The following is a 26,142-nucleotide window of genomic DNA, read 5'->3' as shown; positions in this document are numbered from 1 at the left end:
CTACCGGTACATAGTAACGCTGAGTACCAGGAGCGCAAGAGTAGTTTCCGAACCGACACGACAGGAGATCCCATGAGCAAGAAGAACGAGCAGCACACCCTCGTCCGCACCCTGGTGCTGGGCATCCTCAGCGGCGGCCGGAGCGCCACCCCGCTCGCCGTCCTGGCCCTCAACCACGACCGGTCCTCGCTGAAGGGGTCGTGGCAGCAGTGGAAGGTGTTCAGCACCCCGCTCGGCCGTGGCCTGCTCGTGGCGTCCGCCGTCGGCGAGCTCATCGGGGACAAGCTGCCGAAGACCCCGAACCGCATCTCGCCGTCCGGCCTGGTCGGTCGCGTCGCCTCCGGCGCGCTCGCCGGCGCCGCCCTCGGCACGACCGGCAAGCGCGACCTCCGCATCGAGGGCGCGATCCTCGGTGGCGTCGGTGCGCTCGTCGGCAGCTTCGTCGGCTGGGCCGCGCGCAAGGCCGTCGGCGCCACCGGTCTCCCCGACCCGGTCGTCGCGCTCGCCGAGGACGCCGCGACCATCGCTGGTTCCGTGAAGGTCGTCACCGCCTCGTGACGTCGTCGGGTCGCGCGCTCGTCTCCGGCGGGAGCATCGCGGGGCTGTCCGCTGCGTACTGGCTCGCCCGCACCGGCTGGGACGTCACCGTCCTGGAACGGTCGCCGGCGTTCCGGACCGGCGGGCAGAACGTCGACGTCCGCGGGGCCGCCCGCGAGGTCCTCGACCGCATGGGGCTGACCGACGACGTCCGCGCGGCGAACACGACGGAGACGGGCACCGTGATCGTCGACGAGCACGGGGCGACCGTCGTCCGGCTGCCCGACGACGACTCGGGCGAGGGGGCGACCGCGGAACTCGAGGTCCTGCGCGGCGACCTCGCCGAGGTCATCCGGAACGCCCTGCCCGACTCCGTCCGGTTCCGCTTCGGTGACGCGATCGTCGCCGTGGACGAGGACGGCTCCGACGGTCGACCGGTCACCGTCCGCACCCGCTCGGGCGCGACCGTGCAGGCCGAGCTGCTCGTCGTCGCCGAGGGCGTCCGATCCGACACCCGCGACCTGCTCTTCACCGTCGAACGCCGCCGGCTCGGCATCACGATGGAGTTCGGCACGATCCCGCGGATCCCGTCCGACGACGACACCTGGCGGTGGTACAACGCCGTCGGTGGGCGCCAGGTGCACCTCCGCCCGGACGCGCACGGCACCACCCGGGCGATGCTCGCGTACACGAACGACGACGGTGTGGTCCCGGACCGTCGCGACCGCTACGCCGGTGCCGGGTGGCAGACCGAGCGGGTCCTCGACGGGTTCGAGCACTCGGAGGACGTGTACGTCGACGACCTCACGCAGATCGTCGCGCCGACCTGGCACCGCGGTTCCGTCGTGCTCCTCGGTGACGCGGCGTGGTGCGTCACCCCCATGGGTGGTGGCGGCAGCTCGCTCGCGCTCACCGGCGGGTACGTGCTCGCGGCGTCCCTCGCTGCGCAGGACGCCGATCGGGCGTTCGCGGCGTACGAGGAGTGGATGCGACCCCTCGTCGACCGCATCCAGACCATGCCGCCGGGCATCAAGCGCTTCGCGTACCCGCAGACCAGGGCGGGACTGGCGGCGCAGCGCGTGGCGCACCACGTCCTCACGTCACGCCCGGTCGCACCGCTGATGGCACGGCTCACGCACACGGCCGACGCGGACCAGCCGCTCCCGGCTCTGGACGTCACCCGCTGACGGACGGGAGGCGCGGTGCCAGCCCGGCACGCGCCTCCCGTCCGACGTCGTGCGCGACTCAGGCCGGGGCGGCCTCCGCGGCGCCCGTCGCGGCCTGCGTGCGCCGGTGCGCCGGCATGAACGTCACCGCGACCAGCAGGGCCAACGCGACCACCGCGATCGACAGGAACACCAGGTGCATGGCCGTCATCAGCCCGGCACCCTCGGGGACACCGGCCGCGTTGAGCCGCACGTGGCCGTTCACGACCGCGCCGAACACCGCGACGCCGACGGCCGACCCCATCGACCGGGCGAACATGTTCGTCCCCGTGACCGCACCCCGCTCGTTGTGGGCGGCCGACGACTGCGCCGCGATGAGCGTCGGCACGGCCGTGAGGCCCATCCCCGCCCCGATCACGAAGCAGAACACCGCGACCAGCCACACCGAGGACTGCGCTCCGAGCGTGATCGTCAACAGTGCCCCGGCCAGGACGAGTGACGAGCCGATGACCGCGGTCGTCCGGAAGCCCCACCGCAGGTAGAAGCGACCCGCCTGCGACGCCGAGATCGGCCAGCCCAGGGTCAGGGCGGCGAGGGCGAAGCCTGCCACCAGTGCCGACGTCCCCAGGACGTCCTGCGCGTAGATCGGGACGTAGGTCGACAGGCCCATCACGACGACACCGATCACGAGGGACGCGATCGTCGACGCGGCGACCACCCGTCGCCGGAGCAGGGCGAGGGAGAAGATCGGCTGCTCCACCCGGAGCTCGACGACGATGAACGCGACCAGCAGTGCCGCGGCGGCCACGAAGATGCCGAAGGAGGCCGCGGAGTCCCACGCCCAGGTCGTCCCGCCCTCGAGGAGCCCGAGCAGCAGGGCGGTCGTGCCCCCGGCGAGCAGTGCGGCGCCGGCGAAGTCGATGCGTTCCCGTCGCGCTCCCGGGTCGCGCTGCTCGTGGTACGCGCGGACGAGCATGAACCCGGCGACGAGCGCGAGCGGGATGTTGATCCAGAAGATCCACCGCCAGGCGCCGATCTCGCTGAACAGTCCGCCGAGCGTCGGGCCGACGACCGAGGCGATGCCCCACACCGACGCGAGGTAGCCCTGGGTCTTCGCTCGCTCCTCGAGCGTGTAGATGTCGCTCGTGATCGTCATCGAGATCGGCAGCACCGCACCGGCGCCGAGCCCCTGCACGACCCGGGCGCCGATGAGCACCGGCATCGACCAGGCGAGACCGCACAGGACCGACCCGACGAGGAACAGCCCGATCCCGACGACGAGCAGACGCTTCCGGCCGAGGACATCCGCGAGCCGCCCGTAGATCGGCACCGAGACGGCCTGCGCGAGGAGGTACACCGAGAACAGCCACGGCAGCTGCTGGAAGTGGCCGAGGTCCGACGCGATCGACGACGACGCCGTCGCGATGATCGTCGAGTCCAGGGCGACCAGCGCGGTCGCGAGCATGAGGGACAACAGGACCGGCCCGCGCTCCGAGCGCAGGCCCACACCACCGGATCGCGCAGCCATGCACTCGGCAAGTCCGTTCCGTCGCGGAACATTCCGCGCGGTCCAGGACGCGCGGCCTAGCGTGACCGGCATGCGCATCGTCGTCATCGGAGCCACCGGCCACATCGGCACGTTCCTCGTCCCCCGTCTCGTCCGCGCCGGTCACGACGTCGTGACCATCAGCCGCGGCACCAGCACCCCCTACGCCGACGCCCCGGAGTGGCAGCGGGTCGAGCAGGTCGTCGCCGACCGCGAGCAGGAGGACCGCGACGGCACCTTCGGCGAGCGGATCGTCGGACTGGGCGCCGACGCCGTCGTCGACCTCGTCTGCTTCACGCGCTCCTCCGCCGAGGCGCTCGTCCGGGCCCTCCGCGGCACCGGCACGCACCTGGTGCACTGCGGGTCGATCTGGCGTGCCGGGGTCTCCCACGTGCTCCCGATCACCGAGGACAACGCGACCGCTCCGTTCGGCGAGTACGGCACGCAGAAGGACGCCATCGCCCGGATGCTCACGGCGGAAACCGCCGATGGCGGTCTGGCGACGACGTCGATCCACCCCGGTCACATCAGTGGTCCGGGCTGGACGCCGATCGGTCCGCTCGGCAACCTCGACACCGCCGTGATCACCCGGCTGTCCGGCGGCGAGACGGTCCATGTGCCCGGACTCGGCGCCGAGACGATGGCGCACGTGCACGCCGACGACGTCGCGCAGGCGTTCCAGCTGGCGGTCGAGCACCGCGACCGCGCCGTCGGCGAGGACTTCTTCATCACGGCCCCGACGGCGCTCACGGCCCGCGGGTACGCCCACCTGGTCGCGTCGTGGTTCGGCCAGGAGGCGCGGCTCGAGTCCGTCCCGTGGGACCGGTTCCGGGAGACCACGGCCCCGGAGCACGCGGGCGCGAGTTGGGAGCACCTGTCGCGCAGTCAGGTGTTCAGCATCGAGAAGCCGCGCCGGGTCCTCGGGTACGAGCCGGCGTGGACGGCCGAGGCGACGGTGCTCGACGCGGTGCGGTGGTTGGTGGAGCACGGCGAGGTGGAGGTGGCGGGGCCGCTCGTCGTCTGACCTGGCGCCAGGTCAGCGCGGGGCGGTCACGACCAGGCCGCGGCGACGGTGGACGGCCCAGACCGTCAGCGCGAAGCCGATCAGGACCGCACCACCGACGGTCACCGCGGTCCAGCCGCCGGCGTTCCAGAGGACCGACGTGACCGCCGACCCGATCGCGCCGCCGACGAAGTTGCCGGTGACGAACGCGGTGTTGAGGCGGCTGCGCGCGGCCGGGTCGATCGCGAACAACCTCGTCTGGTTGAGGACGTTCGTCGCCTGGACGCCGACGTCGAGCAACACCACGGCGACGAGCACCACCACGATCGAGTGCGCACCGGTCCCCGCGATGACGAGGGACACCAGCACGAGGACGAGTGCCGCGCCCGTGACGGGGACCGAGAGGCCCCGGTCGTGCAGCCGCCCGACCCGCTGCGCGGCGACGGCGCCCGCCAGCCCCGCCAGCCCGACCAGTCCGATCGCCGTCGTCGAGTACCCGAACGGCGCCGCGCTGAGGAGGAACGTCAGCGCGGTCCAGAACATCGTGAAGACGGCGAACACCGTCGCGCTGATCACCAGGGTGACCCGCACGGAGCGGTGTGCGGCGACGGCCCGGAACACCGAGGCGATGAGCGTCGGGTACGGCACCCGCTCGCGGCGGTCGAGCTCCGGGATCACCCGTCGGAGCAGCACGGCGAACACCAGGGCGGCCACCGCGGCGACCACGTAGATCGACCGCCACCCCCACACGTCCGCGACGAACCCGCTCACCGTGCGCGAGACGAGGATGCCGGTGAGGACACCGGACGCGATGGTGCCGACGACACGGCCGCGTGCGGCGGGGTCGGCGAGGTCGCCGGCGAGCGGGATGAGGAGCTGCCCGGCGACGGTGGTGAGCCCGACCAACGCCAGGGCGACGAGGAGCACGCCGAACGACGGGGCCACGGCGGCGAACACGAGGGCGGCGGCGGAGGCGACCAGCACCCCGGGCACCAACCGGCGCCGGTCGAGCACGTCGCCGAGGGGCACCACGAGCAGGATCCCGAGCGCGTAGCCGACCTGGGTGAGCGTGACGAGCAGACCGGCGACCGCGGTGGAGGTACCGAGCGACGAGGCGATGTCGTCGAGGAGCGGCTGCGCCCAGTACAGGTTGCCGACGGCCGCACCGCCGGCGACCGCGAACAGCAGGGTCCGCCCGGGGGTCATCCCGGCACGGGCGGTCACGCGTCCTCCGGCTCCGGGACGACAGTGGCGTCGGTGCGGGCGTCGGCGTCGGTGTTCGCCGTCGCGGCGAGGTTCGCGAGCAGCTGCAGCCGCTCCTCGGTCGGCGACCCGGGCTCGGAGCTGTAGACGACGAGGGTCAGCCCTTCGTCGGTGACCAGCTCCATCGTCTCGTACGTCAGGTCGAGGTCGCCGACCTCCGGGTGGTGCACCCGCTTCTCGCCGTTGCGGTGCCGCATCACGCCGTGCGCGGCCCACCGCTGCCGGAACTCCTCGCTCCGGGTCGAGAGCTCCCCGATCAGGTCGGTCAGGCCACGGTCGTACGGCGAGCGGGCGGCCTCGGCACGGAGCACGGCGACCATGTCGCTCGCGACGACGTCCCAGTCGCGCCAGAACTCCCGACCGCGCGGGTCGAGGAACGCGGACCGCGCGGTGTTCGGCGTCCGGGTGGGGTCGACGAACAGCGGCGCGTACAGCGCCCGGGCGAGGGCGTTGCCGGCGAGGAAGTCCGACCGGCCGTTGCGCACCCACGCGGGAGCGGTCACGGAGTCGAGCACGCGCTGCACGTTCGGCCGGACCGTCGCCGTCGGGGGCCGGCGCCGGGTCACGCCCGACGCGTTCTGCGCACGGGCGAGGTCGAACAGGTGCGCGTGCTCGGTGTCGTCGAGCCGGAGCGCGCGCGACAGCGCCTCGAGGACGCTCTCGGACACCCCGCTGAGGTTCCCGCGCTCCAGCCGGACGTAGTAGTCCACGCTCATGCCGGCGATGAGGGCGAGCTCCTCACGCCGCAGCCCCTCGACCCGTCGGGCGCCCCCGAAGTCGGGCAGGCCGACCTGCTGCGGCGTGATGCGCGCGCGCCGGGTGCGCAGGAAGTCGCGGACTTCGTCTCTCGTGTCCATGCCCCCACGGTAGGTCGCCCGGGCTGATCGGAGCAGGGGTTGCTGGTACCCGTCAGGACGTGCGACCCGGTCGTAGCGTCGACGTCATGGACACACGCACCCTCAACAACGGCCTCGAGATCCCCGCGATCGGGTTCGGGGTCTTCCAGAGCGCACCGTCGGACACCGTGGACGCGGTCCGGACGGCGCTCGAGACCGGCTACCGCCACATCGACACCGCCGCCGCGTACGGCAACGAGCGCGAGGTCGGCGAGGGCATCCGCGCCTCGGGCGTCGACCGGGACGAGATCGTCGTCGAGACGAAGGTCTGGGTCTCGGACTACGGCTTCGACCGGACCCTGCACGCCTTCGACAAGGCCGTCGGGAAGCTCGGCTTCGACCGCATCGACGTGCTCATCCTCCACCAGCCCGCGCCCGACCGGTTCGAGCAGACCGTCGACGCCTACCGAGCCCTGGAACGGCTGTACGCCGAGGGCAGGGTCGGCGCGATCGGCGTGAGCAACTTCATGCCGCACCACCTCCGCTCGCTCCTCGACCGGACCCACGTCGTCCCGGCACTCAACCAGGTCGAGCTGCACCCGTACTTCACCCAGCCCGACGTGCAGCGTGCGGACGCGGAGCACGGCATCCTCGACCAGGCATGGTCCCCGATCGGCGGCATCACGTTCTACCCGGGGTGGGGCGACGAGCGGGTCAGCGTGCTCGACGACCCGACGATCCGTGCGATCGCCGAGGCGCACGGCAAGACCCCGGCGCAGGTGATGCTCCGCTGGCACGTGCAGCAGGGGCGGAACGCGATCCCGAAGTCCACGGACCCCGGGCGCATCGCCGAGAACTTCGACGTGTTCGACTTCGTCCTCGCCGACGAGGAGCTCGCCCGCCTGGACGCCCTCGACACCGGCCGTCGCGGTGGACCGGACCCCGACGGAGCGGACACGAGCCGCTTCGAACGGGTCATCCCGGAGGCCTGAGGCGTCGCGAGGCGCTCGCGCTCAGCTGTCGGCGAGCGGGACCGAGACGATGCGGTCGTCGCCCTCGATCGGGTCGCCCCGGCCGTCGGTGTTGTTCGTGACGAACCAGAGCGCACCCTCCGGTCCCTCGAGCACGGTGCGGATGCGACCGAAGTCCCCCGCGAAGTACTCCGTCGACGTCGACGGGGCGTCCGCGGGGATCGCCCGGACGACCTCGCCGCGCAGGTTCGCGACGAACACGGTGTCGTCGATGACCGCGAGCCCGCTCGGCGAGGCGTCGTCCGTGGCCCACTGCTGCACCGGGTCGACGAACCCCTTCCCGGTGCCGCCCCGTCCCTCGGCCTCGGGCCAGCCGTAGTCCTTCCCCTTCTCGATGACGTTGAGCTCGTCCCAGGTGTCCTGCCCGAACTCGGACGCGAACATCGTCCCGTCGGCCGTCCACCCCATGCCCTGGACGTTGCGGTGCCCGAGGCTCCACACCGGTGACCCGGGGAAGGGGTTGCCCCCGGGGACGCCGCCCTCGGGGGTGAGCCGCAGGATCTTGCCGGCGAGCGAGTCCCGGTCCTGTGCGTCCGTCCCCTCGCCGGCGTCCCCGACGCTCGCGTAGAGCATGCCGTCCGGTCCGAACGCGATCCGTCCGCCGTTGTGGAAGCTGTTCGCCGGGAGCCCGTCGATGATCGTCGTCGCACCGCCCAGCCGGTAGGACCCGGCGCTCCCGGTGAGGTCGTACCTCTGGATCCGGTTGCCCCCGTCGGCCGTCGAGTACACGTACAGGTCGCCGTCGTGCAGGGCGAGCCCGAGCAGACCGCCCTCGCCACCGTGGCTGACACCCGCGACCGTGCCGACGTCCCGGGTGGTGCCCGCTGCGGTGAGCTCGAGCACCTTCGCGGAGTCCCGTTCGCTGATCAGGGCGTCGCTGCCGTCACCCGTCCGGACCACCGACCACGGCGCGTCGAGCCCCGTGGCGATGTCCGTCGTCTCGCCGCCCGGTCGGAGCTGGCCGGCGGCGTCCGCGGTCGCGCTCGCCGAGGGGGTGGTCGTGGCGGGCGCCGTACCGGGCAGGGTCCGCACGGTGTCGTCGGTGCAGGCGGTGAGGACGAGGGCGGTGACGGCGGCGGCGCCCAGGGCGGACCAGGTGCATCGGGGACGGGCGGTGGTGTGCACGGTGTTCCTCCCGGGTCGTGCGTCGATCACACTCGCGCCGGTCGGGAAATCCCTGGGACGTGTTCAGTGGACGGTGGAAGGGACCACACCATGACCACCATCGCCATCGTCGGAGCCGGCGGGGGGCTCGGCCTCGCCGTCGCCGAGCGCTTCGCCCGGGAGGGCTTCTCGATCGCCCTGATCTCCCGCAACCAGGACCGCCTGGACGGACTCGCCGCCTCGCTCCGGGAGCGCGGCCACACCGCAGCCGGGTTCGCCGCGAACGTCCGGGACGGGGACTCGCTGCGGTCCGCGCTCGAACGGGCCACCGAGCAGCTCGGGCCCATCGAGGTGCTGCAGTACAGCCCGCTCCCCGCGAAGGAGTACATGCGGCCGGTGCTCGAGACCACCGCCGAGGACCTCGTCGGCCCGATCGAGTTCTCGGTCTACGGCTCGGTCACCGCGGTCCGGCAGGTGCTCCCCGGGATGCGGGCGATCGGCCACGGCACGATCCTGTTCGTGAACGGCGGCAGCGCGGTCCGTCCGGGTGCCCGGGTGACGGGGACGTCGGTGGCCTTCGCGGGCGAGAGCGCCTACGCGCAGCTGCTCCACGACGCGGTGCGGGACGAGCACGTGCACGTCGGCCAGCTCATCATCCCGTTCGGGATCGACGACGGGCAGCCGGATCACTCCGGTGCGTCCATCGCGGACCGCCTGTGGGCGATCCACACAGAGCGTGATGGGTTCCGGACCTACGCCGAACCCCTGCCCGAGTGACGCGGGCCGGTCGTCATCGCAGCCGGGGCGTGGCGGCGGCGAGCGCCTCCCAGTGACGCTGCCGCGCCTCCTGGGCCGTGCGCTGCTCGAAGGCGAGCCGGGCCGCGTCGCGCGCCGCGCCGGTCTGCGCGCCGGTCGTGGTGAACGTCGTCCGGGCCGCCCGCTGCTCGCTCCACCGGAGCAACGCGGTCCCGACCCGGTGGGCGGCCCGTTCCAGCGGGCCGACCTCGGTGAGGTGGAGTGCTGCACTCATGATCCTTCGTCCTGTCGCTCGTCTCGTTCGTCGTCGAAGATCGGCACCGCTGCGGTGCGGATGAACACCCGACTGGTCCCCTGATCGGTCGCGTCGTCGAGCACATGCCGATCGCGGAATGCGTCGATGACGCCGTGGACGCCGTCCATCAGTTCGCGCAGGTCCGCCGGGGTGAGCCGCAGGATCGACACGGACAGGTCGGCTGCGTCACGCCAGCCCGGCGACATCGACTCCTGGTCGCGTGCGATGAACTCGCGGATGAGCTGCTCCGAGAACTCGTTCGAGCCGGACGCGAGCAGCCTCGCCGCGGCGATGCCGGCCGGTGACTGCGGGCCGTCGGTGCCGCCGGAGTGGACGGCGACCGGGACGCGTCGCCACCAGCGTTCCCGGCCGTTGCCACGGCCCTCGACCTCTTCGATGAAGCCGTGACGCTCGAGCTGGCGGAGGTGGTAACTGGTCGAGCCGGTTGACTCGCCCACCTTGTCGGCGAGCGATGTCGCCGTTGCCGGCCCGTGCGCCGCCAGCTCGTTGAAGAGCTGTGAGCGCAGCGGGTGACTGAGCGCCTTCATCGACGGGAGGTCGAGGACGCGAGCTTCGGGTGCCATGCGAGAAGACTACGACTGCAAAGAAGCCTTTGCAAGCATCTCTTTGCAGCGACATCTTTGCGGATTGCGGACCCTCAGCGGGCGGCCTCCGTGATCGCCGCCGCCATCGCCCGAGCGACCACGACGTTCGTCGCCGCGGTGCCGTGGATGCCGTCCGGCGACGACCCGCGCACCCACGCGCCGTCGGCCCGCCGGAACGCCACGAACGGGTCCACGTACGACCAGCCGTGCTCGGTGGCGTCCCGCTCGAGCGCGCGGCTCAGGACGAGCTGGCCGGCGCGGCGGTCGGCGCCCCACCGGCTGCTCGTCCGGTCGGACGGCGGACCGGCGACGACGAGCGTGTGCTCGGCACCGACCTCGCGGACGAGGGCGTCCACGTCCCGGATCGTCCGCGCGGTCGGGACCGCCTGGTTCACGTCGTTCGTCCCGAGCTCGACGACGAGGACGTCGGCCCCGGGGACCGGCCGGATCTCGTGGAGCACCTGGTCGGCGCGGTACCCGCTGTGCGCGTACCCGCCGACGGCGTGGAAGCGCCGGTCGGGTTCGAGGACGTGCAGCCACGAGTCCGGTCGTGCCGTGATCGAGTCGCCCGCGTACGCGAACGTGATCGCCCCGGACCGGTCGCCGGAGCCGAGCGCGCCCGAGAGGACCTGGCGTGCCACCGGGACGCCGCCGAGCACCGCTCGGCCCTCCGGCGCACGGACGTCGGTCCGTTCGACCGGAGCGCCGGGTGCGGCGTCGGACACCGTGCTGCTCTCGGCTGACGCGGTGCGCGCCGAGACGAGCACGACGGATCCTCCCGCGACGAGACAGGCTGCGGTGAGGACGCTCGCGATCAGCGCAAGTCGACGGGTTCGTGGCACGACACCAGGTATCCTCTGGATCGCGAGTCCGTACCAGTCCCCAGACCTGGGGAAGTGGACGGCCGGCTGTGCGTCCTCGCTGCTGTTCCCAGCTGCGCTGCGGTGACCGCGGGGCGGACGGGAGGCGCGGTGCGGGCCCGACCCGCGCCTCCAGTCCCGGGTCAGAGCGTCCGCCGCACGGCGACTCGTCGACTGCGGCCGGCGGTCAGCCACGTCCCCGCCGTGACGAGCAGCGGCAGACCGATCGCGAGCACGGCCAGGACCGGCCAGTCCGCCACGAAGGGCATGTGCGTCGTCCCCACCGGGCCGGCCGTGAACCGGAGCGTCAGCGCGCGGATCGGCAGGAGGCCGAGGAGTGTGCCGATCACGGCGCCGACGGTCGTGAGGATCGCCGCCTGCCACGCCGAGACCCGACGGCGGAGCACGGGCGCGGCACCGACGGCGTCGAGGACCTCGTCGTCACGCCGCCCGTCCGAGCGGGCGAGCCCGATCGCGACCGCGGTCGCACCGATCGTCACCGCAGCGGCGAGGGCGAGGACGAGCGCCTTGACGATGCCCTGCGCGTCGACCGGGCCGGCCTCGTACGTGAACGACGGACCGCCCCACCGGTCACGATCAGCCCGACCGGACGTCTGCCACGCCGACGTCAGCTCGTCCCACTGCTGCGGCGTCAGGTCCTCCGGCTGCGTCGTCACGAGCATCCCGTCCACCGCGGGCACCCCGTACCGTTCGGCGGTCTCGCGGGTCATGAACACGCCGACCTGGATCCGCGGGGTCTGCACGTCGAGCACCGCCGGGATCGAGGTCGTCGCGTCCGGGCGGGACGCACTCGTGAGCGTGGGACTGTCCCAGGTCCGGTCGTGGAATGTGTCGAGCCGGACCCGACCGTCGTGCGCGTACTCCGGCCAGAGGGACACCGCCTCGCCCGAGCGCAGGGCGTCCCGGACCGCGGCGGACGGACGGTGACCGGTCAGCACCGCGTAGTCGTCCACCGTGCCGGTCCAGATGTGCGGCGCGGAGCTGTCCTGCGAGTCGAGGTACTGGGAGCACCCGGTGGAGTCGTTCCCGGCGCACTCCCGGTCGGACCAGTCGTGCGGGACGGTCACCGTCGTCGGACGTTCGCCGGACTGCTCCGGGACGACCCCGAGGACCCGGATCCGGTCGTGGTCGAGCACCTTCGACGCGATCGCCGCGGCACGGGCGGTGAGGGCTGCGTCGTACCCCTCCGGCGTCCCGTCCTCGCTGGTGAGCGACACGTCCGCCGTGGCGACCCCGACCGCCGTGCGGTACTCGTAGTCGCGGACGAACCCCGCGTGCTCCGAGGCGCTCCACGTGATCGCCACCGACGCGACGAACACGACGCTCATCACGCTGGCCAGCACCGGCACGGTCCGTACCGGGTTCCGGCGGGCGTCGCGAGCGGCCAGCCGAGCCGAGAGCCCGAGCCGGGTGGACGCCCGGGCGACGAGCGCGAGCAGCCACGGCGAGGACATCGCGACGCCGACCTGCATGAGGCACGGGCCGATCGCGACCCCGGCGCCGACGATCCAGGCGAGGTCGTCGTCCTGCACCGCACGGTCGTTGAGCAGGAGGACACCGACGCCGCACGCGAGCGTCATGAGGGCGCCGACGACCACGAGGAGCGGTGCCCAGATCCGGCGTCGGCGTTCGGCGCGCGGGTTCACGGCCGCCGGTCGGAGCGACCCGCGGAGCGCTGCGAGGACGTTGACCCGCGTCGCGGCCCGGGCGGCGACCAACGCGGACACGAGTCCGGCGATGATCCCGGCGCCGGCGATCGCGAGCAACAGCAGCCACGGCAGGTGCAGGCCGGGCCAGGTGCCGACGTTGCCGTTGTCGATGAGCCGGAAGGCCACCACGCCGATGCCGGTCCCGGCGGCCACGCCGAGCACCGCCCCGGCGAGACCGAGCACCAGCCCGGACCCCGCCACGATGGTCCGGACGAACCGCCGGTCGCCGCCGACGCTCGTCACGATCGCGTACGAGCGGGTGTCGGCCCGGGTACCGACCAGGAAGGCGGCACCGGCGAGCAGGGCGACCTCGAACATCGCGAACACGCCCAGGAGCGCCATCGCGCCGAGGTACCAGCCCAGCTGGTTCCCCCGCTCGGCCGCGGGGAAGCGCTGGTCGGGCGGGTCGAGCACGACCGGGCGGGACTGCACCACGATGCCGTGGGCGTTGAGCGCCCGGATCTCCGACCACGTGGGGGCGTCGGACGCCAGGTAGACCGTGACGTCGGACCCGTTCGCGGGATCGGTGCTCCCACCGTCGGTGAGCGTGGTCCCCCAGGGCAGGAAGACGCCCTGCGCGTCCGGGTCCGACGCGGCGTCGCGCATCGTCCCCGTGATCGTGAAGCGCTTCGTCACCGGGTCGACCAGGTCCACCGTGTCCCCGATGGAGGCACCCAGGCGCTCGAGCGTCGCCGGGGTCACCATGAGGCCGTCGCGGCTGGTCGGTGCGGCGCCGTCGAGCACGTGCCAGTGCCCGTCGAGGACCCTCGACCAGACGGCCCCCTCCACCGCCTGGACGCCGATCGGCCCCTTCGGACCCGTCAGCACGACGGACGCGGACCCGACCGGGATCGCCACCGCGCCCGCGGGGACGTGGTCGAGGACGTCGGCGAAGCGCAGGTCGCCGTCGGCCTTCGACGCCGGGCTGTTCCGGGCTGCTTCGGTGTACTGCCACTCCACCGGGTCCTGCCGCAAGCCCGGCAGGTCGGGGCCGGACACCCGCATCTGCGCGGCCGCGTGTCCGAGGTCGTACCGCAGCCGCTCGGCCTGCGTCGACTGTGTGGACTGCACGACGACCGACATCGCGGCGAACCCCGCGGTCGGGATCCCGATGAGGGCGATGACGAGTGCTGCGCGCCCGGCCTTCGCGAACGCCAGACGACGACCGAGCCGGAGTGCCGGCCGGATCGCGAACGGGGTGCGGAGGCGCTGGGCGTCGGCTCGTCGCCGACGCTCGGTCACGAGGCGGCCCGGTCCGTGAGCGCCATCTCGACGCCGGAGTACACCGTCTCGTCCACCACGCGGCCGTCGCGGAGGAACACGATCCGGTCGGCCCACGCCGCGTGCCGGGCGTCGTGCGTCACGAGCAGCGCCCCGGCGCCGGCGTCGACGTGCCGACGGAGCATCCGCAGCACGACCTCGCCGGTCTGCGAGTCGAGGGCCCCGGTCGGTTCGTCGGCGAGCACGAGTCGGCGCTCCCCGACGACCCCGCGGGCGATCGCCACCCGCTGCTGCTGGCCACCGGACAAGTCGTCCGGGAAGGCGTCGGCGCGGTGCCCGAGCTCGACGTTCTCGAGCGCGAGTTCCGCGGCGCGGCGGGCCCGGCTCGCCTTCCACCCGTCGAGTTCGAGCGGCAGCGCCACGTTCTCGACCGCGGTGAGCGACGGGATGAGGTTGAAGTCCTGGAAGACGAACCCGACGAGGCGTCGGCGGAGGGCGGCGAGTTCCTTCGCGGGCCGGTCGGACACCCAGTCGCCGTCGATGACGACCTCACCGCTCGTCGGCGGGAGCAGGGTGCCGGCGCACGCGAGCAGGGTCGACTTGCCAGATCCGGACGTGCCCATCACGGCGACCATCTCGCCGCGCCGGATCCGGAGGTCGATGCCCGCGAGGGCGGTGACGGCCTTGGCGCCGGTGCCGTACTGCACGCTCACGGCGTCGAGCTCGAGGAGCGGGGTGGCACCCGTCGCGGCGTTCACCGAGCGCTCCGCGCGGTCTGCGTGGTCGTCGGCGCTCCGGCGCCGGGTGCGGGGTGCTCGTCCGGACGGTACCGGGCGACGCTCGACTCCACGTGGTCGAGCCACCGGACGTCTGCTTCCGCCTGGAACAGCATCGACTCGAGCACGAGCGACCAGGCGAGGTCCTCCGCCGGGTCCGTCGTGCGCTTGAGGCGCGTCAGGTCCTGCAGGTTCCGCACGGCCGCGGTGCGCTGGACCTGGACGAGGTGCCCGACGTCGACGCCCGGCACCGTCACGGCCAGGGCGAACTTGATCGCGAGCTCGTCGCGTCCGCGCTTGGTCGGGACGGGTTCGCTGAACCAGCGCGCGACCTCGGCCCGGCCGGCGTCCGTCGCCGTGTAGACCACGTGGCCGTCGTCGTCGGCGTCGCCGCGGGCGACGAGGCCGTCGCGCTCGAGGCGGTCGAGGGTCGTGTAGACCTGCCCGATGTTGAGTGGCCAGCTGCCGCCGGTCCGGTGCTCGAACTCGCCACGCAGTTGGTACCCGTAGCCAGGTCCCCCCACCAGCAGAGCGAGCACGCCCATCCGTACGCTCATGTCGTTCCCCCAAGTTCCGTCCACCGTGGACATACCGAGTATGCACATACTCGGTATGTCCACACAAGTGGTCAGCTCCCGAGCTTCGACAGCTCCGCGAACTCCTCGGCGCTCAGCTGGACGGTGGCGCCCTGCAGGTTGTCCTCGAGGTGGGCGACGCTCGAGGTCCCCGGGATCGGCAGCATCACGGGCGACCGCTCGAGCAGCCACGCGAGCGCGAGCTGGGCGGGGGTCGCACCCTTGCGTTCGGCGATCTCGGTCAGCGGGGAGTCGTCGCCGGTCAGGCCGCCGGTCGCGAGCGGGAACCACGGGATGAAGGCGATGCCCTGCTCCGTGGACCAGTCGAGCAGTTCCTCGGCGTCGCGCTTGGCGAGGTTGTAGAGGTTCTGCACGGAGACGATCGTGGCGATCTCCTGCGCGGCCTGGACCTCGGCGACGGACACCTCGGACAGGCCGATGTGCCGGATCTTGCCCTCGTCCTGCAGCTGCTTCAGCTCGCCGACCTGGTCCTCGAGCGGGACCTTCGGGTCGATGCGGTGCAGCTGGAACAGGTCGATCCGCTCGAGTCCGAGGCGGCGGAGGCTCATCTCGGCCTCCTGGCGGAGGTACTCGGGACGCCCGACCGGCGGCCAGACGTTCGGACCGGTGCGGGTCAGGCCGGCCTTCGTGGCGATGACGATCTCGTCATCGTAGGGGTGCAGGGCTTCCTTGAGGAGCTCCTCGGCGACGTACGGGCCGTAGGAGTCGGCGGTGTCGAAGAAGTCCACGCCGAGCTCGACCGCGCGCCGGAGCACCCGGACGGCCTCGTCGTGGTCCTTCGGCGGTCCCCAGACGCCGGGGCCGGTGAGCTGCATCGTGCCGTAGCCGAGACGGTGGACCTCGAGGTCCCCACCGATGCGGAAGGTGCCGGACGCGTGGGCCGGGCGGTTCGTGGTGTCGGTGTCAGTGGTCATGTCCCCGGTGTACGCCTCGTGCGTCGACCGCTGCTGGACGGGTGTCCCCCGCCCCGCGGAGTGGCGCACGCGGTGTCTCGTCCGCGGCCGTCGAACCACGGTTCCGACGTCGAACCGACCCGCGCGCCTGGTTCCACGTCGGATTCGTGGTTCGACCCCGCGCCGCGCCCGGCCCGGCCCCGGCGCCGCGCCCGCGCCCAACGCCCGCGCTCAGCGCGTCGGCCGCGGGTACGGGGTCTCGCCGCGCTCGAGCCCGCCCACGAGCTTCGCGAGCCGGTTCGCCCGGGCGGTCGCACTCGGCGCCGTCGTGATCCGGTGCAGCACGGCGTACCGGTTCGTGGCGTCGAGCTCCGCGAAGAGCGCAGCGGCCGTCGGCGACGCGTCGAGCGCCGCCTGCAGGTCCTCGGGCACCGATGCGGTCGCCGCCCCGGCGTAGGCACGGTCCCACCGGCCGTCGCCCTTCGCCCGGTCGATCTCCGCCTGCCCCCGGTCGCGCATCCGTGCCTCCGCGGTGAGGGTCGCGACGAGGCCGATGTTGCGCTGCGACCAGAGCGAGGCCTTCCGCCGCGGGGTGAACCGTTGGCGGAAGGTCGCGGCGTCCCGGCCGCGCTTCTGTCCGTCGATCCACCCGGAGCAGAGCGCTTCGTCGAGGGCCTGGTCGTAGGTGATGGTCGTCGGCTCCGTGGTGCCCTTCTTCGCGAGGACGAGCCACACGCCGTCGGGGTCGTCCTCGTGCTCGTCGAGCCAGGCGCGCCACGCCGCGGCGTCCGGGAGCACCAGGTCGACGACGTCCATGCCGACATCGTAGGACCGCACGTGCCCGAGTCTCGGGCGGGATCACACCCAGTGCGGCTGCGCGAGCACCCCCGTCGGGTCGGCCTGCTCGGCGATGCGGTGCAGCCGCGAGGTGTTCACGTCGAAGTAGTCCGTCGGGTCGGTGATCGCGGCGTCGCAGTAGTTCGCGTACGCCCCGTCGCCCCACGCCGGCCGCATCGCCTTCCGGAACGCCCGCACGTACGCGTCGAACGGCGCGGGGTCGGCTCCGTCCGCGAACACCGCGGTGTACTGCACGGTCATCAGCGCCGAGCGCCACGGGAACGCGGTGTCGGTCCGTCCGACGTCGGACACGACACCGCCGAGGGCGTCGAGTGCGACCCCGCCCTCGCGGTTGCCCGCGACGTCGCTGGCCGCGGCCGCGTGCTGCACGAGGGTGTCGATCTGCGCGTCGGTGAGCTTCGCGGTGCCGATCGACGAGGTGGCCGCCTGCGAGACACGCTGTGCCTTCCCGGCCAGCTGCGACATCGCCGCGCCGTAGGTCAGCTCCTCGGCGGAATGGGCGAGCGGCTTCGCACCGGTGGCGCTGATGAAGCCGTCGACCGAGGCGTCCGCGCCGGTCTTCGCCCCGGTCCACACGCCCGTCACGGTGACGGTCGGGGTGGCGTGGCGTGAGCCGCCGAGCAGCTTGAGCGTCGACCAGAGCTGCCGGTCGGCGCTGGGCGCCCAGTCCTGCCACGCTCGCACCACGGCGGCGGCGGCCGACCAGGGGAAGCTGATCTGGAAGAGCAGGACGGGAGGCGCGGCTTGCGTCCGGTACGTCAGCGACGTCACGACGCCGACCGTCCCACCCCCGCCGCCCCGGCATGCCCAGAACAGGTCCGGTTCGGCGGACGCCGAGACCTCGTGCACGGCACCGTCCGGCGTGACGAGGGTCGCCCCGGTGAGCTGGTCGCACGTCAGGCCGAAGGACCGGACGAGCACGCCGACCCCGCCGCCGAGCGTCAGGCCGCCGATGCCGACCGTCGGGCAGGAGCCGGCGCCGATCGCACGACCGGCCTTCGCCAGCGCGGCGTAGACGTCCCCGAGCTGCGCGCCGGGGCCGATCGTCACGGTGCCGTCGCCGTGCACGTCGATGCCGTCGAGGTCCTGCGTGCTGATCACGAGCGACCGTGGGACGTCCGTCCCGGCGGCACCGCCCGCCGACCACCCCGTGTACGAGTGGCCACCGGCGCGGAGCGCCACGGGCGTGTTGGTGTTGCGGGCGAAGGCGAGCCCGGCCTGGATGTCCGCGGCGCTCGCGGCGCGGAGGATCCCCTGCGGGTCGGCGTCGTCGTACCGCGGGTTCTCGACGAGCCGGGCGCTGTCCCACCCGTTCGACCCGGAACGGAGCAGTCGGCCGGAGACCGCGGCGGCGAGGGCCGACCACGTCGCGGGGCCGCCGGGCGTCGGGGTGGCGGTCGGGGTCCGGGTCGCGTCGGGCGTCGTCGTGCTGGTCGGCGACGGGGACGGCGTCGGACGGCTGCACGCGGCGAGGACTCCCGCGATCCCGAGCCCGACTCCCCCGGCGAGCAGCACCCGCCGCGTGGTCACGGGGGTGCGCCGGTCCGGTTCTCGTTCGCTCACCGGACCTGTCTACCCCGCGGTGCTGCTGATCCGGGTGGCACCCGCCCAGTCGTGGACCCACTCCGGCAGCGTGAGGTCCCGCTCCGTGCCGCCCGCCGCCTCGAGGAGCTCGCTCGGCGGGACCGTCCCGCCGGCCTTCCGGAGGAACCGTCCCTGCACGACGGCCCGGGCGACCACGGCCCCGCCGCGCACGAACGTCTGCTCGAGGTAGACCGCGCGCTCGTCAATCCCGAGCACCCGCGTGACGAGCTCGAACCGCTGCCCGAGCGTCAGCGACCGCTTGTAGGTGATCGTCTGCGCGGACACGACCGGGTACCACCCGCGATCGGCGAGGGCGCCCCAGAACCCGGAGCGCAGCATGAGGTCGAGCCGGCCGAGGTCGAGCATCGACAGGTACTTGCCGTTGTTGACGTGCCGCAGGGGATCGAGGTCGGTCAGCGCCACGCGGAACGGCGTGCGCACCTCGTCCCAGAGCGAGGGTCGACGTCCGATCGTCGGGCGGAGCCGGACGCGCAACTGGAGCAGGAACAGCCGGAAGTACAGGTTCACGGACCCGATCCCACCAGGGTGTGCAGCCGTCCGCGCGGAACCTTGGAGGAACCGCACGAAGTCGCATTCCCGTCTGACGGGTCCGGTCAGTGCCTCCCTCCAACGAAGGGAGGCGGAGTAGACCTGCACGCATGCAGACACGCAAGCTCGCAGACCTCGAGGTCGGTTCCGTCGGCCTTGGCACCATGGGCATGAGCGCCTTCTACACGGGCGCCGGCACCGACGACGACGAGTCGATCCGCACCATCCACCGTGCGATCGACCTCGGTGTCACCCTGTTCGACACCGCCGAGGCGTACGGCCCCTACACGAACGAGGACCTGCTCCGCCGGGCCCTCGCCGACCGGCGCGACGACGTCGTGATCGCGACGAAGTTCGGCCTCATCACGCACACCGCCGGCGAGGAGACCTCCTCGACCGAGCGCGGGATCAGCTCGGCACCGGAGTCCGTCCGGGAGGCGCTCGAGGGCTCGCTCCGCCGACTCGGCACCGACCACATCGACCTCTACTACCAGCACCGCGTCGACCCGGCGGTCCCGATCGAGGACGTCATCGGCCAGCTCGCCGGCTTCGTCGACGAGGGCAAGATCCGTCACATCGGGCTCTCCGAGGCGAGCGCCGCGACGATCCGGAAGGCCCACGCCGTCCACCCGATCACCGCACTCCAGAGCGAGTACTCCCTCTGGACGCGCGACCCCGAGGGTGACGTGCTCGACACCCTCCGCGAACTCGGCATCGGCCTCGTGCCGTACTCGCCGCTCGGCCGAGGGTTCCTGACGGGCGCGATCACGAAGCCGTCGGACCTCGACTCGGACGACTTCCGCCTCGCGAACCCGCGCTTCCAAGAGGAAGCCTTCGCCGAGAACATGCGCATCGTCGACGCCGTCAAGGACATCGCGACCGAGGCCGGCGGCACCCCGGCGCAGGTGGCCCTCGCGTGGCTGCTGGCGCAGGGCGACGACGTCGTCCCGATCCCCGGCACGAAGCGGGTCTCGCGGCTCGAGGAGAACGTCGGCGCAGCCGACCTCACCCTCAGCGCCGAGCAGCTGTCGCGCCTGTCGGCGCTCCCGGTCCCGACCGGGGACCGCTACCCCGACATGTCGAGCATCGGTCGGTAGACGGGACCACCCACCCACTGGAGGCGCGGTGCCGGCTGGCACCGCGCCTCCAGTCCGTCTGCGGGTGCGCTGGGACTAGACCTCCATCGCGAACGACGCCGCGCGGAGCTGCAGGTCCTCGATCCGCCGGAGGCGGGCGGCCTCGACGTCGTACCCCTCGTACGCGAGCGGGGGCAGCTTCCGGACGTTCCGTGAGCACTGGAAGTCCTGGCAGACGAGCGTGCCGACCGTGTCCCCGTTCCGCCCCGCCTTGCCCGACCGCTTCGCGCTGTAGAACACGACGTCGTTCGGCAGCTTCACGTCCTGGCACCAGGAGCACTGCGCCCGGGAGCGCGACGACGCCTCGGCCTGCCGGAACAGGATGCCGACGAGGTCGCCCTCGAGCGTCGGGACGACGGCGTACGCGCGCCGACCGATCTTCGGGTCGCGCCAGCCGAGGTAGTCGAGCGCGTCCCAGTCGAGCGTCTCGAAGTCGGCGGGGAGCGTGAGGTCGCCGGTCTCCTTGCGGGAGGCGTTGACGAAGGACGTGCGGATGGTCTTCTCGCTGATGGGCAGCATGGTGGTGTCGCTTTCGGCAGGACCCGGGGCACGCGGACGCGCGCCGCACCGGGCGGAGGTCAGGGTTCGATGACGGCGGCCGCGCCGAACGGCACGACCGGGGGCATCACGCCCTGATGTCGGCGATACGGGCGCCGACCACCTCCTGGAAGCTCACCCCTCCACCCTACGTGGGCGTGTCAAGCCGCGGCGTCGCGACGACGAGGACGACCGAGCCGTCGTACGTCGGGCGGACCCGGAGTGCGCCGTGGGCACGGTCCCAGTCGCCCGACTCGAGGGCGGTCCGGAGTGCGGCGACGGACCGCCTTGCCGTGATCTCGTCGACGGAGTCCCACACGCCGGTCGCACGTCGGGCCGCCGCGTCCAGCAACCGTTCCGGGCGGGCGTAGTACGCCTCGGCGAAGCCGTCGACGCAGGTGAAGGGGATCGGCAGGGTCGTGCTCGTCACGGTGTCGTGGCCGAGCGCGTCGGCGATCCGCGTCAGCGACGGCCAGCGTCGAGCCTCGGCCGCCATCGCCTCGGGGGCGACCTCGGTGAGCCAGTGGTCCTCGATGCGGTCGGGGTCGAAGGTCAGCAGGGCGATCGGACCCGACGTGACCCGGCGCACCTCGGCCAGGCCGCTGTCGAGGTCGTCCCACTGGTCGAGGGTGAACGCCGTGACGGCGGCGTCGAAGGCGTCGTCCTCGTACGGCAGGCGCGCCCGAAGCGCATCGCCCGCCGGAGCGTCGATGGCGGTGACCTCGCGGCCGACCGGCTCGTACCTCGTCGATCCGTGGCCCACCTCCAGGACCGTGCGTGCGTCGCCCAGTGCCGCCGCGATCGCCCGGGCGAAGGCGGGCTCGGGGCGGCGGTGGCGGCGCAGGTCCGCGTCGGCCGGGCCCTCCGTCGTCGTCACGCCCCCACCCTCCGGACGCCCCAGTAGTGTCGGGGGATGCTCATGGACAGTGGCTTCGGCTGGGTCATCATCGTGTACCTCGCGGTCTTCGTTGCCCTCGCGGTGCTGACCGTCGCACTCATCGTGCTCGTCTTCGCCGCGATCCGCGTGCTCCGGCTGTCCGCGAAGGAGCGCGAGCTGCGCATCGAGCAGATGCGGCACCCCGCCCCGTTCGACGGCCCTGTCGACCGACCGGGCGACAGTCCGACCGCCTGACGCGACCGCTCCGTCAGTCGACCGGCTCGGCCTCGGACTGGCGGATCGCGGCGAGCTCCTCGGCCCGCTCGGTGGCCGCCCACGAGCCGAGCAGGGTCAGGGACCGCTCGGACTCGCTGCCCGGCTCCGCCGAGTACGAGAACATCACCAGGCCCGGGTCGCCGACGAGTTCGAGCGCCTCGTAGTCGAGCCGGAGCTCGCCCACGATCGGGTGCATGATCCGCTTCTTGCCGGTGCGGTGCACCCGCACGTCGTGTGCTGCCCACCAGGCCCGGAACTCCTCGCTCCGGGTCGAGAGCTCGCCGACGAGCGTCACGAGACCGGGCTCGCACGGGTTCGACACCGCTGCCGCGCGGAGGATCGCCACCGCGTCCCTGGCCGTCTGCGCCCAGTCCGGGAAGAACTCCTTCGCCGCCGGGTCGAGGAACGTGAAGCGGGCGGTGTTCACCGGACGCCCCGGACCGGCGAACATCGGCGCGTACATGGCCCGGCCGAGCTCGTTCGTCGCGACGACGTCGCCGCGCTCGTTCCGCACCCACGCCGGGGCACCGGTGATCGCGTCGAGGAGTCGTTGCACGCCGGGACGGACCCGGGTCGGGACGTTGCGGTGCATCACCTTCACGCCGGAGTTCGCCAGGCGAGCGAGGTCCCACAGGTGGACCCGCTCGTCCTCGTCGAGCTGGAGGGCGCCGGCGAGCCCCTCGAGCACGCTGTCCGAGACGCCCTTGAGGGAGCCCCGCTCGAGCCGCGTGTAGTAGTCGACGCTCACCCCGGCGAGCATGGCGACCTCGTGTCGACGGAGCCCGGGCACGCGCCGCACCCCGCCGCCGAACGAGGGCATGCCGACCTGCTCGGGGGTGAGCCGGGCTCGCCTGGAGGACAGGAAGTCGCGGATCTCGTTGCGCACGTCGATACCCATGTGTCGAGCGTACGACGCGCAGCCGGGAGCCCGAGAGGCACTGTCCGTACCCGGGTGCCGCGGGTGCCGCGGGTGCCGCGGGTGCCCGGGTGCCCGGGTGCCCGGGTGCGCGCCGGTCCGCCGAAGCGACACTTCTCGCGCGCCCTCGCCGTTCGTGCCGCCAGAGCGACAGATCCCCGCGAACTGTTCGCGGCAACCTGTCGCTTTCGCGAGGGTGCGCGGGCGGGCGCGGGCGGGCTACGCGGTCGCGTCGGCGGTGATGCGCACGCGCGCGACCCGGTGACCGTCCATGGCGGTCACCTCGAGCCGGTGTCCGTCGACGTCGACGACGTCCCCGACCACGGGCACCCGGTCCAACGCCACCTGGACCAGGCCGCCGACGGTCTCGTAGTCGCCGTCGGGCAGGGCCGGGCCACCCTCGGCGACGAGGTCCTCGAGGACGGTCGCCCCGTCCACGCCGTCGTGCTCGGCGTCCGGCTCGCCGGACGCGGCTGCGTCCCACTCGTCGCGGATGCGTCCGACGAGGTCCTCGAGCAGCGCCTCGAGCGTCACCATGCCCGCGCTCCCGCCGTACTCGTCGACGACCAGGGCGATCTGGTGCCCGCCGGTGCGCATGTCCGCGATGGCGCCGGACAGCGACTTCGTCTCGGGCAGCGCGAGCACCGGGCGGACGAGCGACGACACCGGTGCGGCCGGGTCCGTCGGGCGGAGCAGGTCGCGGAGGTGCACGAACCCGACGACGTCGTCCCGACCGCCGGAGGTCACGATGTAGCGGCTGTGCCCGGCGTCGATCGCGTGGTCGGTGGCCTCGGCGATCGGCAGTGCAGCGTCGATCGTCGACACGTCGTACCAGGGGCGCATCGACTCGCGCAGGATCCGGTCGCCGGCGTCCAGCGCGCTCCGGGCGATCCGGCGTCCTTGCGCGTCGACGCCGGTGTGCTCGTCCACGAGGCCACGGAGCTCCTCGGTGCTCATCGACTCGCCGCGGGCGTCCGGGTCGCCACCGAGCAGCCGTACGACGGTGTCGGTGGACCTCGACAGCAGCCAGATGACCGGGCGCATCAGCGTCGCGAAGCGGTCGAGCGTCGGGGCGACCGCCATCGCGAAGCCCTCCGCGCGCTGCAGCGCGAGCCGCTTCGGCACGAGTTCGCCGAGGACGAGCGACAGGTACGCGATGACGAGGGTCATCAGCACGAGGGCCACCGCCTCGGCCGGACCCTGCTCGAGCCCGAGGCCGGTGAACAGCGGCGCGACGTCCGGCGCGATCGACGACGCCCCGTACGCGGCGGAGAAGAACCCGGCGACCGTCACGCCGATCTGCACCGCGGACAGGAACCGGTTCGGGTCACGCCCGAGCTCGGCGACCCGCTGGCCCCGGGACCCGCGGCGCTCGAGCTGTTGCAGCTGCGACTCGCGGAGGGAGACGAGGGCGATCTCGGCAGCCGCGAAGACGCCGCCGACGAGCACGAAGAGGACCACGAGCCCGAAGGCGATCCAGGTGTCGGCGCCCATCAGCGGGCGGCCGGGTCAGATCGGCGACGGGCGGGCGGTCTGTGACAGTCGTCCATGCCTGTGACTCTGCACAGGGAAGCTGATCAGGCGGTGAGCGAACGCCCGATGCGGGCTTCGAGCCAGGCCTCGGGGTCGATCGGGGTGACGCCGTCCATGAGGACCTCGAGGTGCAGGTGTGCCCCGGTCGAGACGCCGGAGGACCCGACCTTGCCGATGAACTCCCCGGCCTCGACGGTGTCGCCGGCCTGGAGCGGCGAGGAGCCGGGGATCATGTGCCCGTACAGCGTGGAGACCTTGCGCCCGTCGATGACGTGGTCGATCACCACCGCGGTGCCGTACGAGAAGTAGGTGCCCGAGACCCGGACGGTCCCCGCGGCGACGGCACCGATGGGCGCCCCCATCCCGGGGTTGAAGTCGAGCCCCTGGTGCAGCGACGAGCACGCCCCGCACGGGGCCGAGCGGTAGCCGAAGCCCGAGCTCATCCGGACCGGCCCGGGGAACGGCGAACGGACCTCGCCGCCGTAGGACACCGCGGTGCCGGGCGTACCGGCCGTTCCGCCGCCGACCGTGAAGCCGTCGCGGTCGAGGGCGCTCGCCGCGATCGCCTGGGTCACGGCGTAGTCCTGCGTCCGGACGGCGGGAGCGAGGGTCGCGGTCGCGATCGACGTGCCGACGCTCGCGTGGGCCGGCATCGCGGAGGCGGCGAACATCGCGAGGGCGGCGAGGGCGCTCGTCAGGGTGATGCGGCTGGCGCGGGCTGTGCGGGACGGTCGGGAGGCGCGGGGTGCGCGCACCGGACGGCCCGCGGTGGGAGCGGGGCGGCGGACGACGTGCTGGATGCGTTGGTCGACGTGCTGGATGCGGCGGTCGACGTGCTCGGTCGTGGCGCGAGCGGCTGCGGCCTGACGGCCAGCGCGCGCGGGCTTCGTCTGGGCGGCGGCACGCTCGGCCTCGAGGGCGGCGCGTCGGGACAGGTGCACCACCGGGGTCGCCGGGTGCTGGTCGTGTTCGTCTGCAGTCGTCATGGCCGCCCACCATTCTGCACGACTCTGTCGCTTTGTACAGGTCCTTTCGTGATCTTCTCGTTACCAAGTGCCCGCTCCGGACCCGCACCGTCAGGGATCGGTAGTGTCCCCGGTGAGCGAGCGGAAAGGACCCTCCACATGGCCCGAACGCCGCGAGAGCGGCACGAACCCGTCGACCTGCGGTCGGCCGAGGTCGTGCTCGCCGGGACCCAGGACCTCCTGCCGGTGCTCCGTGCGGCAGCCGTCCGGGCCGGGGTCGACGCCGCGCGCATGCGGGTCGTGGGGGTCGACGACCTGCCGGACCCCGAGGAGGCCGGGCACGCGGAACTCGCGGTGATCGCGATCCGACGGCCGGGCGACGACCCCGCGTTCCACCGTGCGCACGAGACGGCGGACCACATCGCGCCGCTGCTCGCGCCGCACGCCGTGCAGATCGTCGTGACGGTGTCGGGGCTGACCCGGCTGGCGCCCAAGCTCGAGCGGACCCTCACGTCCGAGGTGCTCCACCAGATCGGGGCGGCGTCGGCGCCGTCCGGGTTCCAGCGACCGTTCCGGTCGTTCCGGATGCGCCTCGGTCTCGCGGGGCTGCAGACCGCCGGGGTCCGGGTCTTCCGGGTCCGCATCGGCGAGTAGCGGACGATCGCGCTCGGGGTTCTCGGGGTTCTCGGGGTT

The 26,142-nt window shown here is 72.9% G+C and carries 27 protein-coding genes; 8 read left to right on the top strand and 19 right to left on the bottom strand.

The window, feature by feature from the left end:
* Nucleotides 1-72 precede the first annotated feature (72 nt).
* Nucleotides 73-558, top strand: coding sequence for a DUF4126 family protein (locus FS825_RS06490; protein WP_144711644.1), 486 nt, complete (start codon nucleotides 73-75; stop codon nucleotides 556-558).
* The gene (locus FS825_RS06485) at nucleotides 555-1,724 is read left to right on the top strand and encodes an FAD-dependent monooxygenase (RefSeq protein ID WP_144711643.1); all 1,170 of its coding nucleotides are present in this window, start codon (nucleotides 555-557) and stop codon (nucleotides 1,722-1,724) included. Before FS825_RS06490 ends, FS825_RS06485 begins: the two co-directional genes overlap by 4 nt.
* A 58-nt stretch (nucleotides 1,725-1,782) precedes the next feature.
* On the opposite strand, the gene FS825_RS06480 is transcribed toward FS825_RS06485, so the two are convergent.
* On the bottom strand, nucleotides 1,783-3,231 hold the full coding sequence (locus tag FS825_RS06480) for an MDR family MFS transporter (protein WP_144711642.1): 1,449 nt from the start codon (nucleotides 3,229-3,231) through the stop codon (nucleotides 1,783-1,785).
* A 70-nt stretch (nucleotides 3,232-3,301) separates the two neighbouring features.
* On the opposite strand from FS825_RS06480, the gene FS825_RS06475 reads away from it, so the two are divergent.
* Nucleotides 3,302-4,273, top strand: a complete 972-nt coding sequence (locus FS825_RS06475) for an NAD-dependent epimerase/dehydratase family protein (RefSeq protein WP_144711641.1) — start codon at nucleotides 3,302-3,304, stop codon at nucleotides 4,271-4,273.
* A gap of 12 nt (nucleotides 4,274-4,285) precedes the next feature.
* On the opposite strand, the gene FS825_RS06470 is transcribed toward FS825_RS06475, so the two are convergent.
* Complete coding sequence (locus FS825_RS06470; RefSeq protein WP_260981047.1) at nucleotides 4,286-5,476, bottom strand: MFS transporter; 1,191 nt, start codon at nucleotides 5,474-5,476, stop codon at nucleotides 4,286-4,288.
* On the bottom strand, nucleotides 5,473-6,372 hold the full coding sequence (locus FS825_RS06465) for a helix-turn-helix domain-containing protein (protein ID WP_144711640.1): 900 nt from the start codon (nucleotides 6,370-6,372) through the stop codon (nucleotides 5,473-5,475). The genes FS825_RS06470 and FS825_RS06465 overlap by 4 nt, the downstream gene beginning before the upstream one ends.
* An 86-nt stretch (nucleotides 6,373-6,458) precedes the next feature.
* Between FS825_RS06465 and FS825_RS06460 the strand changes: the two genes are divergently transcribed.
* The gene (locus tag FS825_RS06460) at nucleotides 6,459-7,343 is read left to right on the top strand and encodes an aldo/keto reductase (protein WP_144711639.1); all 885 of its coding nucleotides are present in this window, start codon (nucleotides 6,459-6,461) and stop codon (nucleotides 7,341-7,343) included.
* Between the two features lie 21 nt (nucleotides 7,344-7,364).
* Here FS825_RS06460 and FS825_RS06455 read toward each other — a convergent pair whose 3' ends face one another.
* A complete protein-coding gene (locus FS825_RS06455) occupies nucleotides 7,365-8,507 on the bottom strand; it encodes a PQQ-dependent sugar dehydrogenase (protein WP_144711638.1) in 1,143 nt (380 codons plus the stop codon).
* Between the two features lie 90 nt (nucleotides 8,508-8,597).
* Here FS825_RS06455 and FS825_RS06450 point away from each other — a divergent pair, with 90 nt between their 5' ends.
* Entirely contained in the window at nucleotides 8,598-9,263 is a 666-nt protein-coding gene (locus FS825_RS06450) for an SDR family NAD(P)-dependent oxidoreductase (protein WP_144711637.1), read from the top strand.
* A gap of 13 nt (nucleotides 9,264-9,276) precedes the next feature.
* Here the strand turns inward: FS825_RS06450 and FS825_RS06445 are convergent, their stop codons facing one another.
* The 10 genes from FS825_RS06445 to FS825_RS06400 form a co-directional block, all read right to left on the bottom strand.
* Nucleotides 9,277-9,516 (bottom strand): hypothetical protein, encoded by a 240-nt coding sequence (locus tag FS825_RS06445; protein ID WP_144711636.1) that lies wholly within the window; start codon nucleotides 9,514-9,516, stop codon nucleotides 9,277-9,279.
* Nucleotides 9,513-10,121, bottom strand: a complete 609-nt coding sequence (locus tag FS825_RS06440; RefSeq protein ID WP_144711635.1) for an ArsR/SmtB family transcription factor — start codon at nucleotides 10,119-10,121, stop codon at nucleotides 9,513-9,515. Before FS825_RS06440 ends, FS825_RS06445 begins: the two co-directional genes overlap by 4 nt.
* A gap of 74 nt (nucleotides 10,122-10,195) precedes the next feature.
* A complete protein-coding gene (locus FS825_RS06435; RefSeq protein WP_186377100.1) occupies nucleotides 10,196-10,984 on the bottom strand; it encodes an SGNH/GDSL hydrolase family protein in 789 nt (262 codons plus the stop codon).
* A 161-nt stretch (nucleotides 10,985-11,145) separates the two neighbouring features.
* Complete coding sequence (locus tag FS825_RS06430; RefSeq protein ID WP_144711633.1) at nucleotides 11,146-13,974, bottom strand: ABC transporter permease; 2,829 nt, start codon at nucleotides 13,972-13,974, stop codon at nucleotides 11,146-11,148.
* Complete coding sequence (locus FS825_RS06425; protein ID WP_144711632.1) at nucleotides 13,971-14,711, bottom strand: ABC transporter ATP-binding protein; 741 nt, start codon at nucleotides 14,709-14,711, stop codon at nucleotides 13,971-13,973. Before FS825_RS06425 ends, FS825_RS06430 begins: the two co-directional genes overlap by 4 nt.
* Nucleotides 14,708-15,286, bottom strand: coding sequence for a PadR family transcriptional regulator (locus FS825_RS06420; RefSeq protein ID WP_260981046.1), 579 nt, complete (start codon nucleotides 15,284-15,286; stop codon nucleotides 14,708-14,710). Before FS825_RS06420 ends, FS825_RS06425 begins: the two co-directional genes overlap by 4 nt.
* Before the next feature lie 71 nt (nucleotides 15,287-15,357).
* The gene (locus tag FS825_RS06415; protein ID WP_144711631.1) at nucleotides 15,358-16,239 is read right to left on the bottom strand and encodes an aldo/keto reductase; all 882 of its coding nucleotides are present in this window, start codon (nucleotides 16,237-16,239) and stop codon (nucleotides 15,358-15,360) included.
* Nucleotides 16,240-16,449: 210 nt separating this feature from the next.
* Nucleotides 16,450-17,034, bottom strand: a complete 585-nt coding sequence (locus tag FS825_RS06410) for a YdeI/OmpD-associated family protein (RefSeq protein WP_144711630.1) — start codon at nucleotides 17,032-17,034, stop codon at nucleotides 16,450-16,452.
* 42 nt (nucleotides 17,035-17,076) lie between these two features.
* The gene (locus FS825_RS06405) at nucleotides 17,077-18,639 is read right to left on the bottom strand and encodes an FAD-binding oxidoreductase (RefSeq protein ID WP_144711629.1); all 1,563 of its coding nucleotides are present in this window, start codon (nucleotides 18,637-18,639) and stop codon (nucleotides 17,077-17,079) included.
* Nucleotides 18,640-18,648: 9 nt separating this feature from the next.
* Complete coding sequence (locus FS825_RS06400; protein WP_144711628.1) at nucleotides 18,649-19,188, bottom strand: acyl-CoA thioesterase; 540 nt, start codon at nucleotides 19,186-19,188, stop codon at nucleotides 18,649-18,651.
* 131 nt (nucleotides 19,189-19,319) lie between these two features.
* Here FS825_RS06400 and FS825_RS06395 point away from each other — a divergent pair, with 131 nt between their 5' ends.
* Nucleotides 19,320-20,306: an aldo/keto reductase gene (locus FS825_RS06395; RefSeq protein WP_144711627.1), complete on the top strand. Its 987-nt coding sequence runs from the start codon at nucleotides 19,320-19,322 to the stop codon at nucleotides 20,304-20,306.
* Between the two features lie 75 nt (nucleotides 20,307-20,381).
* Here FS825_RS06395 and FS825_RS06390 read toward each other — a convergent pair whose 3' ends face one another.
* Both FS825_RS06390 and FS825_RS06385 read right to left on the bottom strand, forming a co-directional pair.
* Nucleotides 20,382-20,864: an FBP domain-containing protein gene (locus tag FS825_RS06390; protein WP_144711626.1), complete on the bottom strand. Its 483-nt coding sequence runs from the start codon at nucleotides 20,862-20,864 to the stop codon at nucleotides 20,382-20,384.
* Nucleotides 20,865-21,030: 166 nt separating this feature from the next.
* Nucleotides 21,031-21,759: a class I SAM-dependent methyltransferase gene (locus FS825_RS06385; RefSeq protein WP_144711625.1), complete on the bottom strand. Its 729-nt coding sequence runs from the start codon at nucleotides 21,757-21,759 to the stop codon at nucleotides 21,031-21,033.
* A 36-nt stretch (nucleotides 21,760-21,795) separates the two neighbouring features.
* On the opposite strand from FS825_RS06385, the gene FS825_RS06380 reads away from it, so the two are divergent.
* Nucleotides 21,796-22,014 carry a hypothetical protein gene (locus tag FS825_RS06380; RefSeq protein WP_144711624.1) on the top strand — a complete coding sequence of 73 codons (219 nt, stop codon included), beginning with the start codon at nucleotides 21,796-21,798 and terminating at the stop codon, nucleotides 22,012-22,014.
* 13 nt (nucleotides 22,015-22,027) lie between these two features.
* Here the strand turns inward: FS825_RS06380 and FS825_RS06375 are convergent, their stop codons facing one another.
* The 3 genes from FS825_RS06375 to FS825_RS06365 all read right to left on the bottom strand — a co-directional run bounded on the left by FS825_RS06375 (nucleotide 22,028) and on the right by FS825_RS06365 (nucleotide 25,470).
* Complete coding sequence (locus FS825_RS06375) at nucleotides 22,028-22,933, bottom strand: helix-turn-helix transcriptional regulator (protein ID WP_144711623.1); 906 nt, start codon at nucleotides 22,931-22,933, stop codon at nucleotides 22,028-22,030.
* A 237-nt stretch (nucleotides 22,934-23,170) separates the two neighbouring features.
* Nucleotides 23,171-24,445, bottom strand: coding sequence for a hemolysin family protein (locus FS825_RS06370; RefSeq protein WP_144711622.1), 1,275 nt, complete (start codon nucleotides 24,443-24,445; stop codon nucleotides 23,171-23,173).
* Between the two features lie 83 nt (nucleotides 24,446-24,528).
* Entirely contained in the window at nucleotides 24,529-25,470 is a 942-nt protein-coding gene (locus tag FS825_RS06365) for a M23 family metallopeptidase (RefSeq protein WP_144711621.1), read from the bottom strand.
* Between the two features lie 138 nt (nucleotides 25,471-25,608).
* Here FS825_RS06365 and FS825_RS06360 point away from each other — a divergent pair, with 138 nt between their 5' ends.
* Nucleotides 25,609-26,103, top strand: coding sequence for a hypothetical protein (locus FS825_RS06360; protein WP_144711620.1), 495 nt, complete (start codon nucleotides 25,609-25,611; stop codon nucleotides 26,101-26,103).
* The last annotated feature ends 39 nt before the right edge of the window (nucleotides 26,104-26,142 follow it).

It is taken from the genome of Curtobacterium pusillum (assembly GCF_007680845.1).
GTDB classification, from domain to species: Bacteria; Actinomycetota; Actinomycetes; order Actinomycetales; family Microbacteriaceae; genus Curtobacterium; species Curtobacterium pusillum_B.
This window is presented reverse-complemented; position numbering and strand designations above follow the sequence as displayed.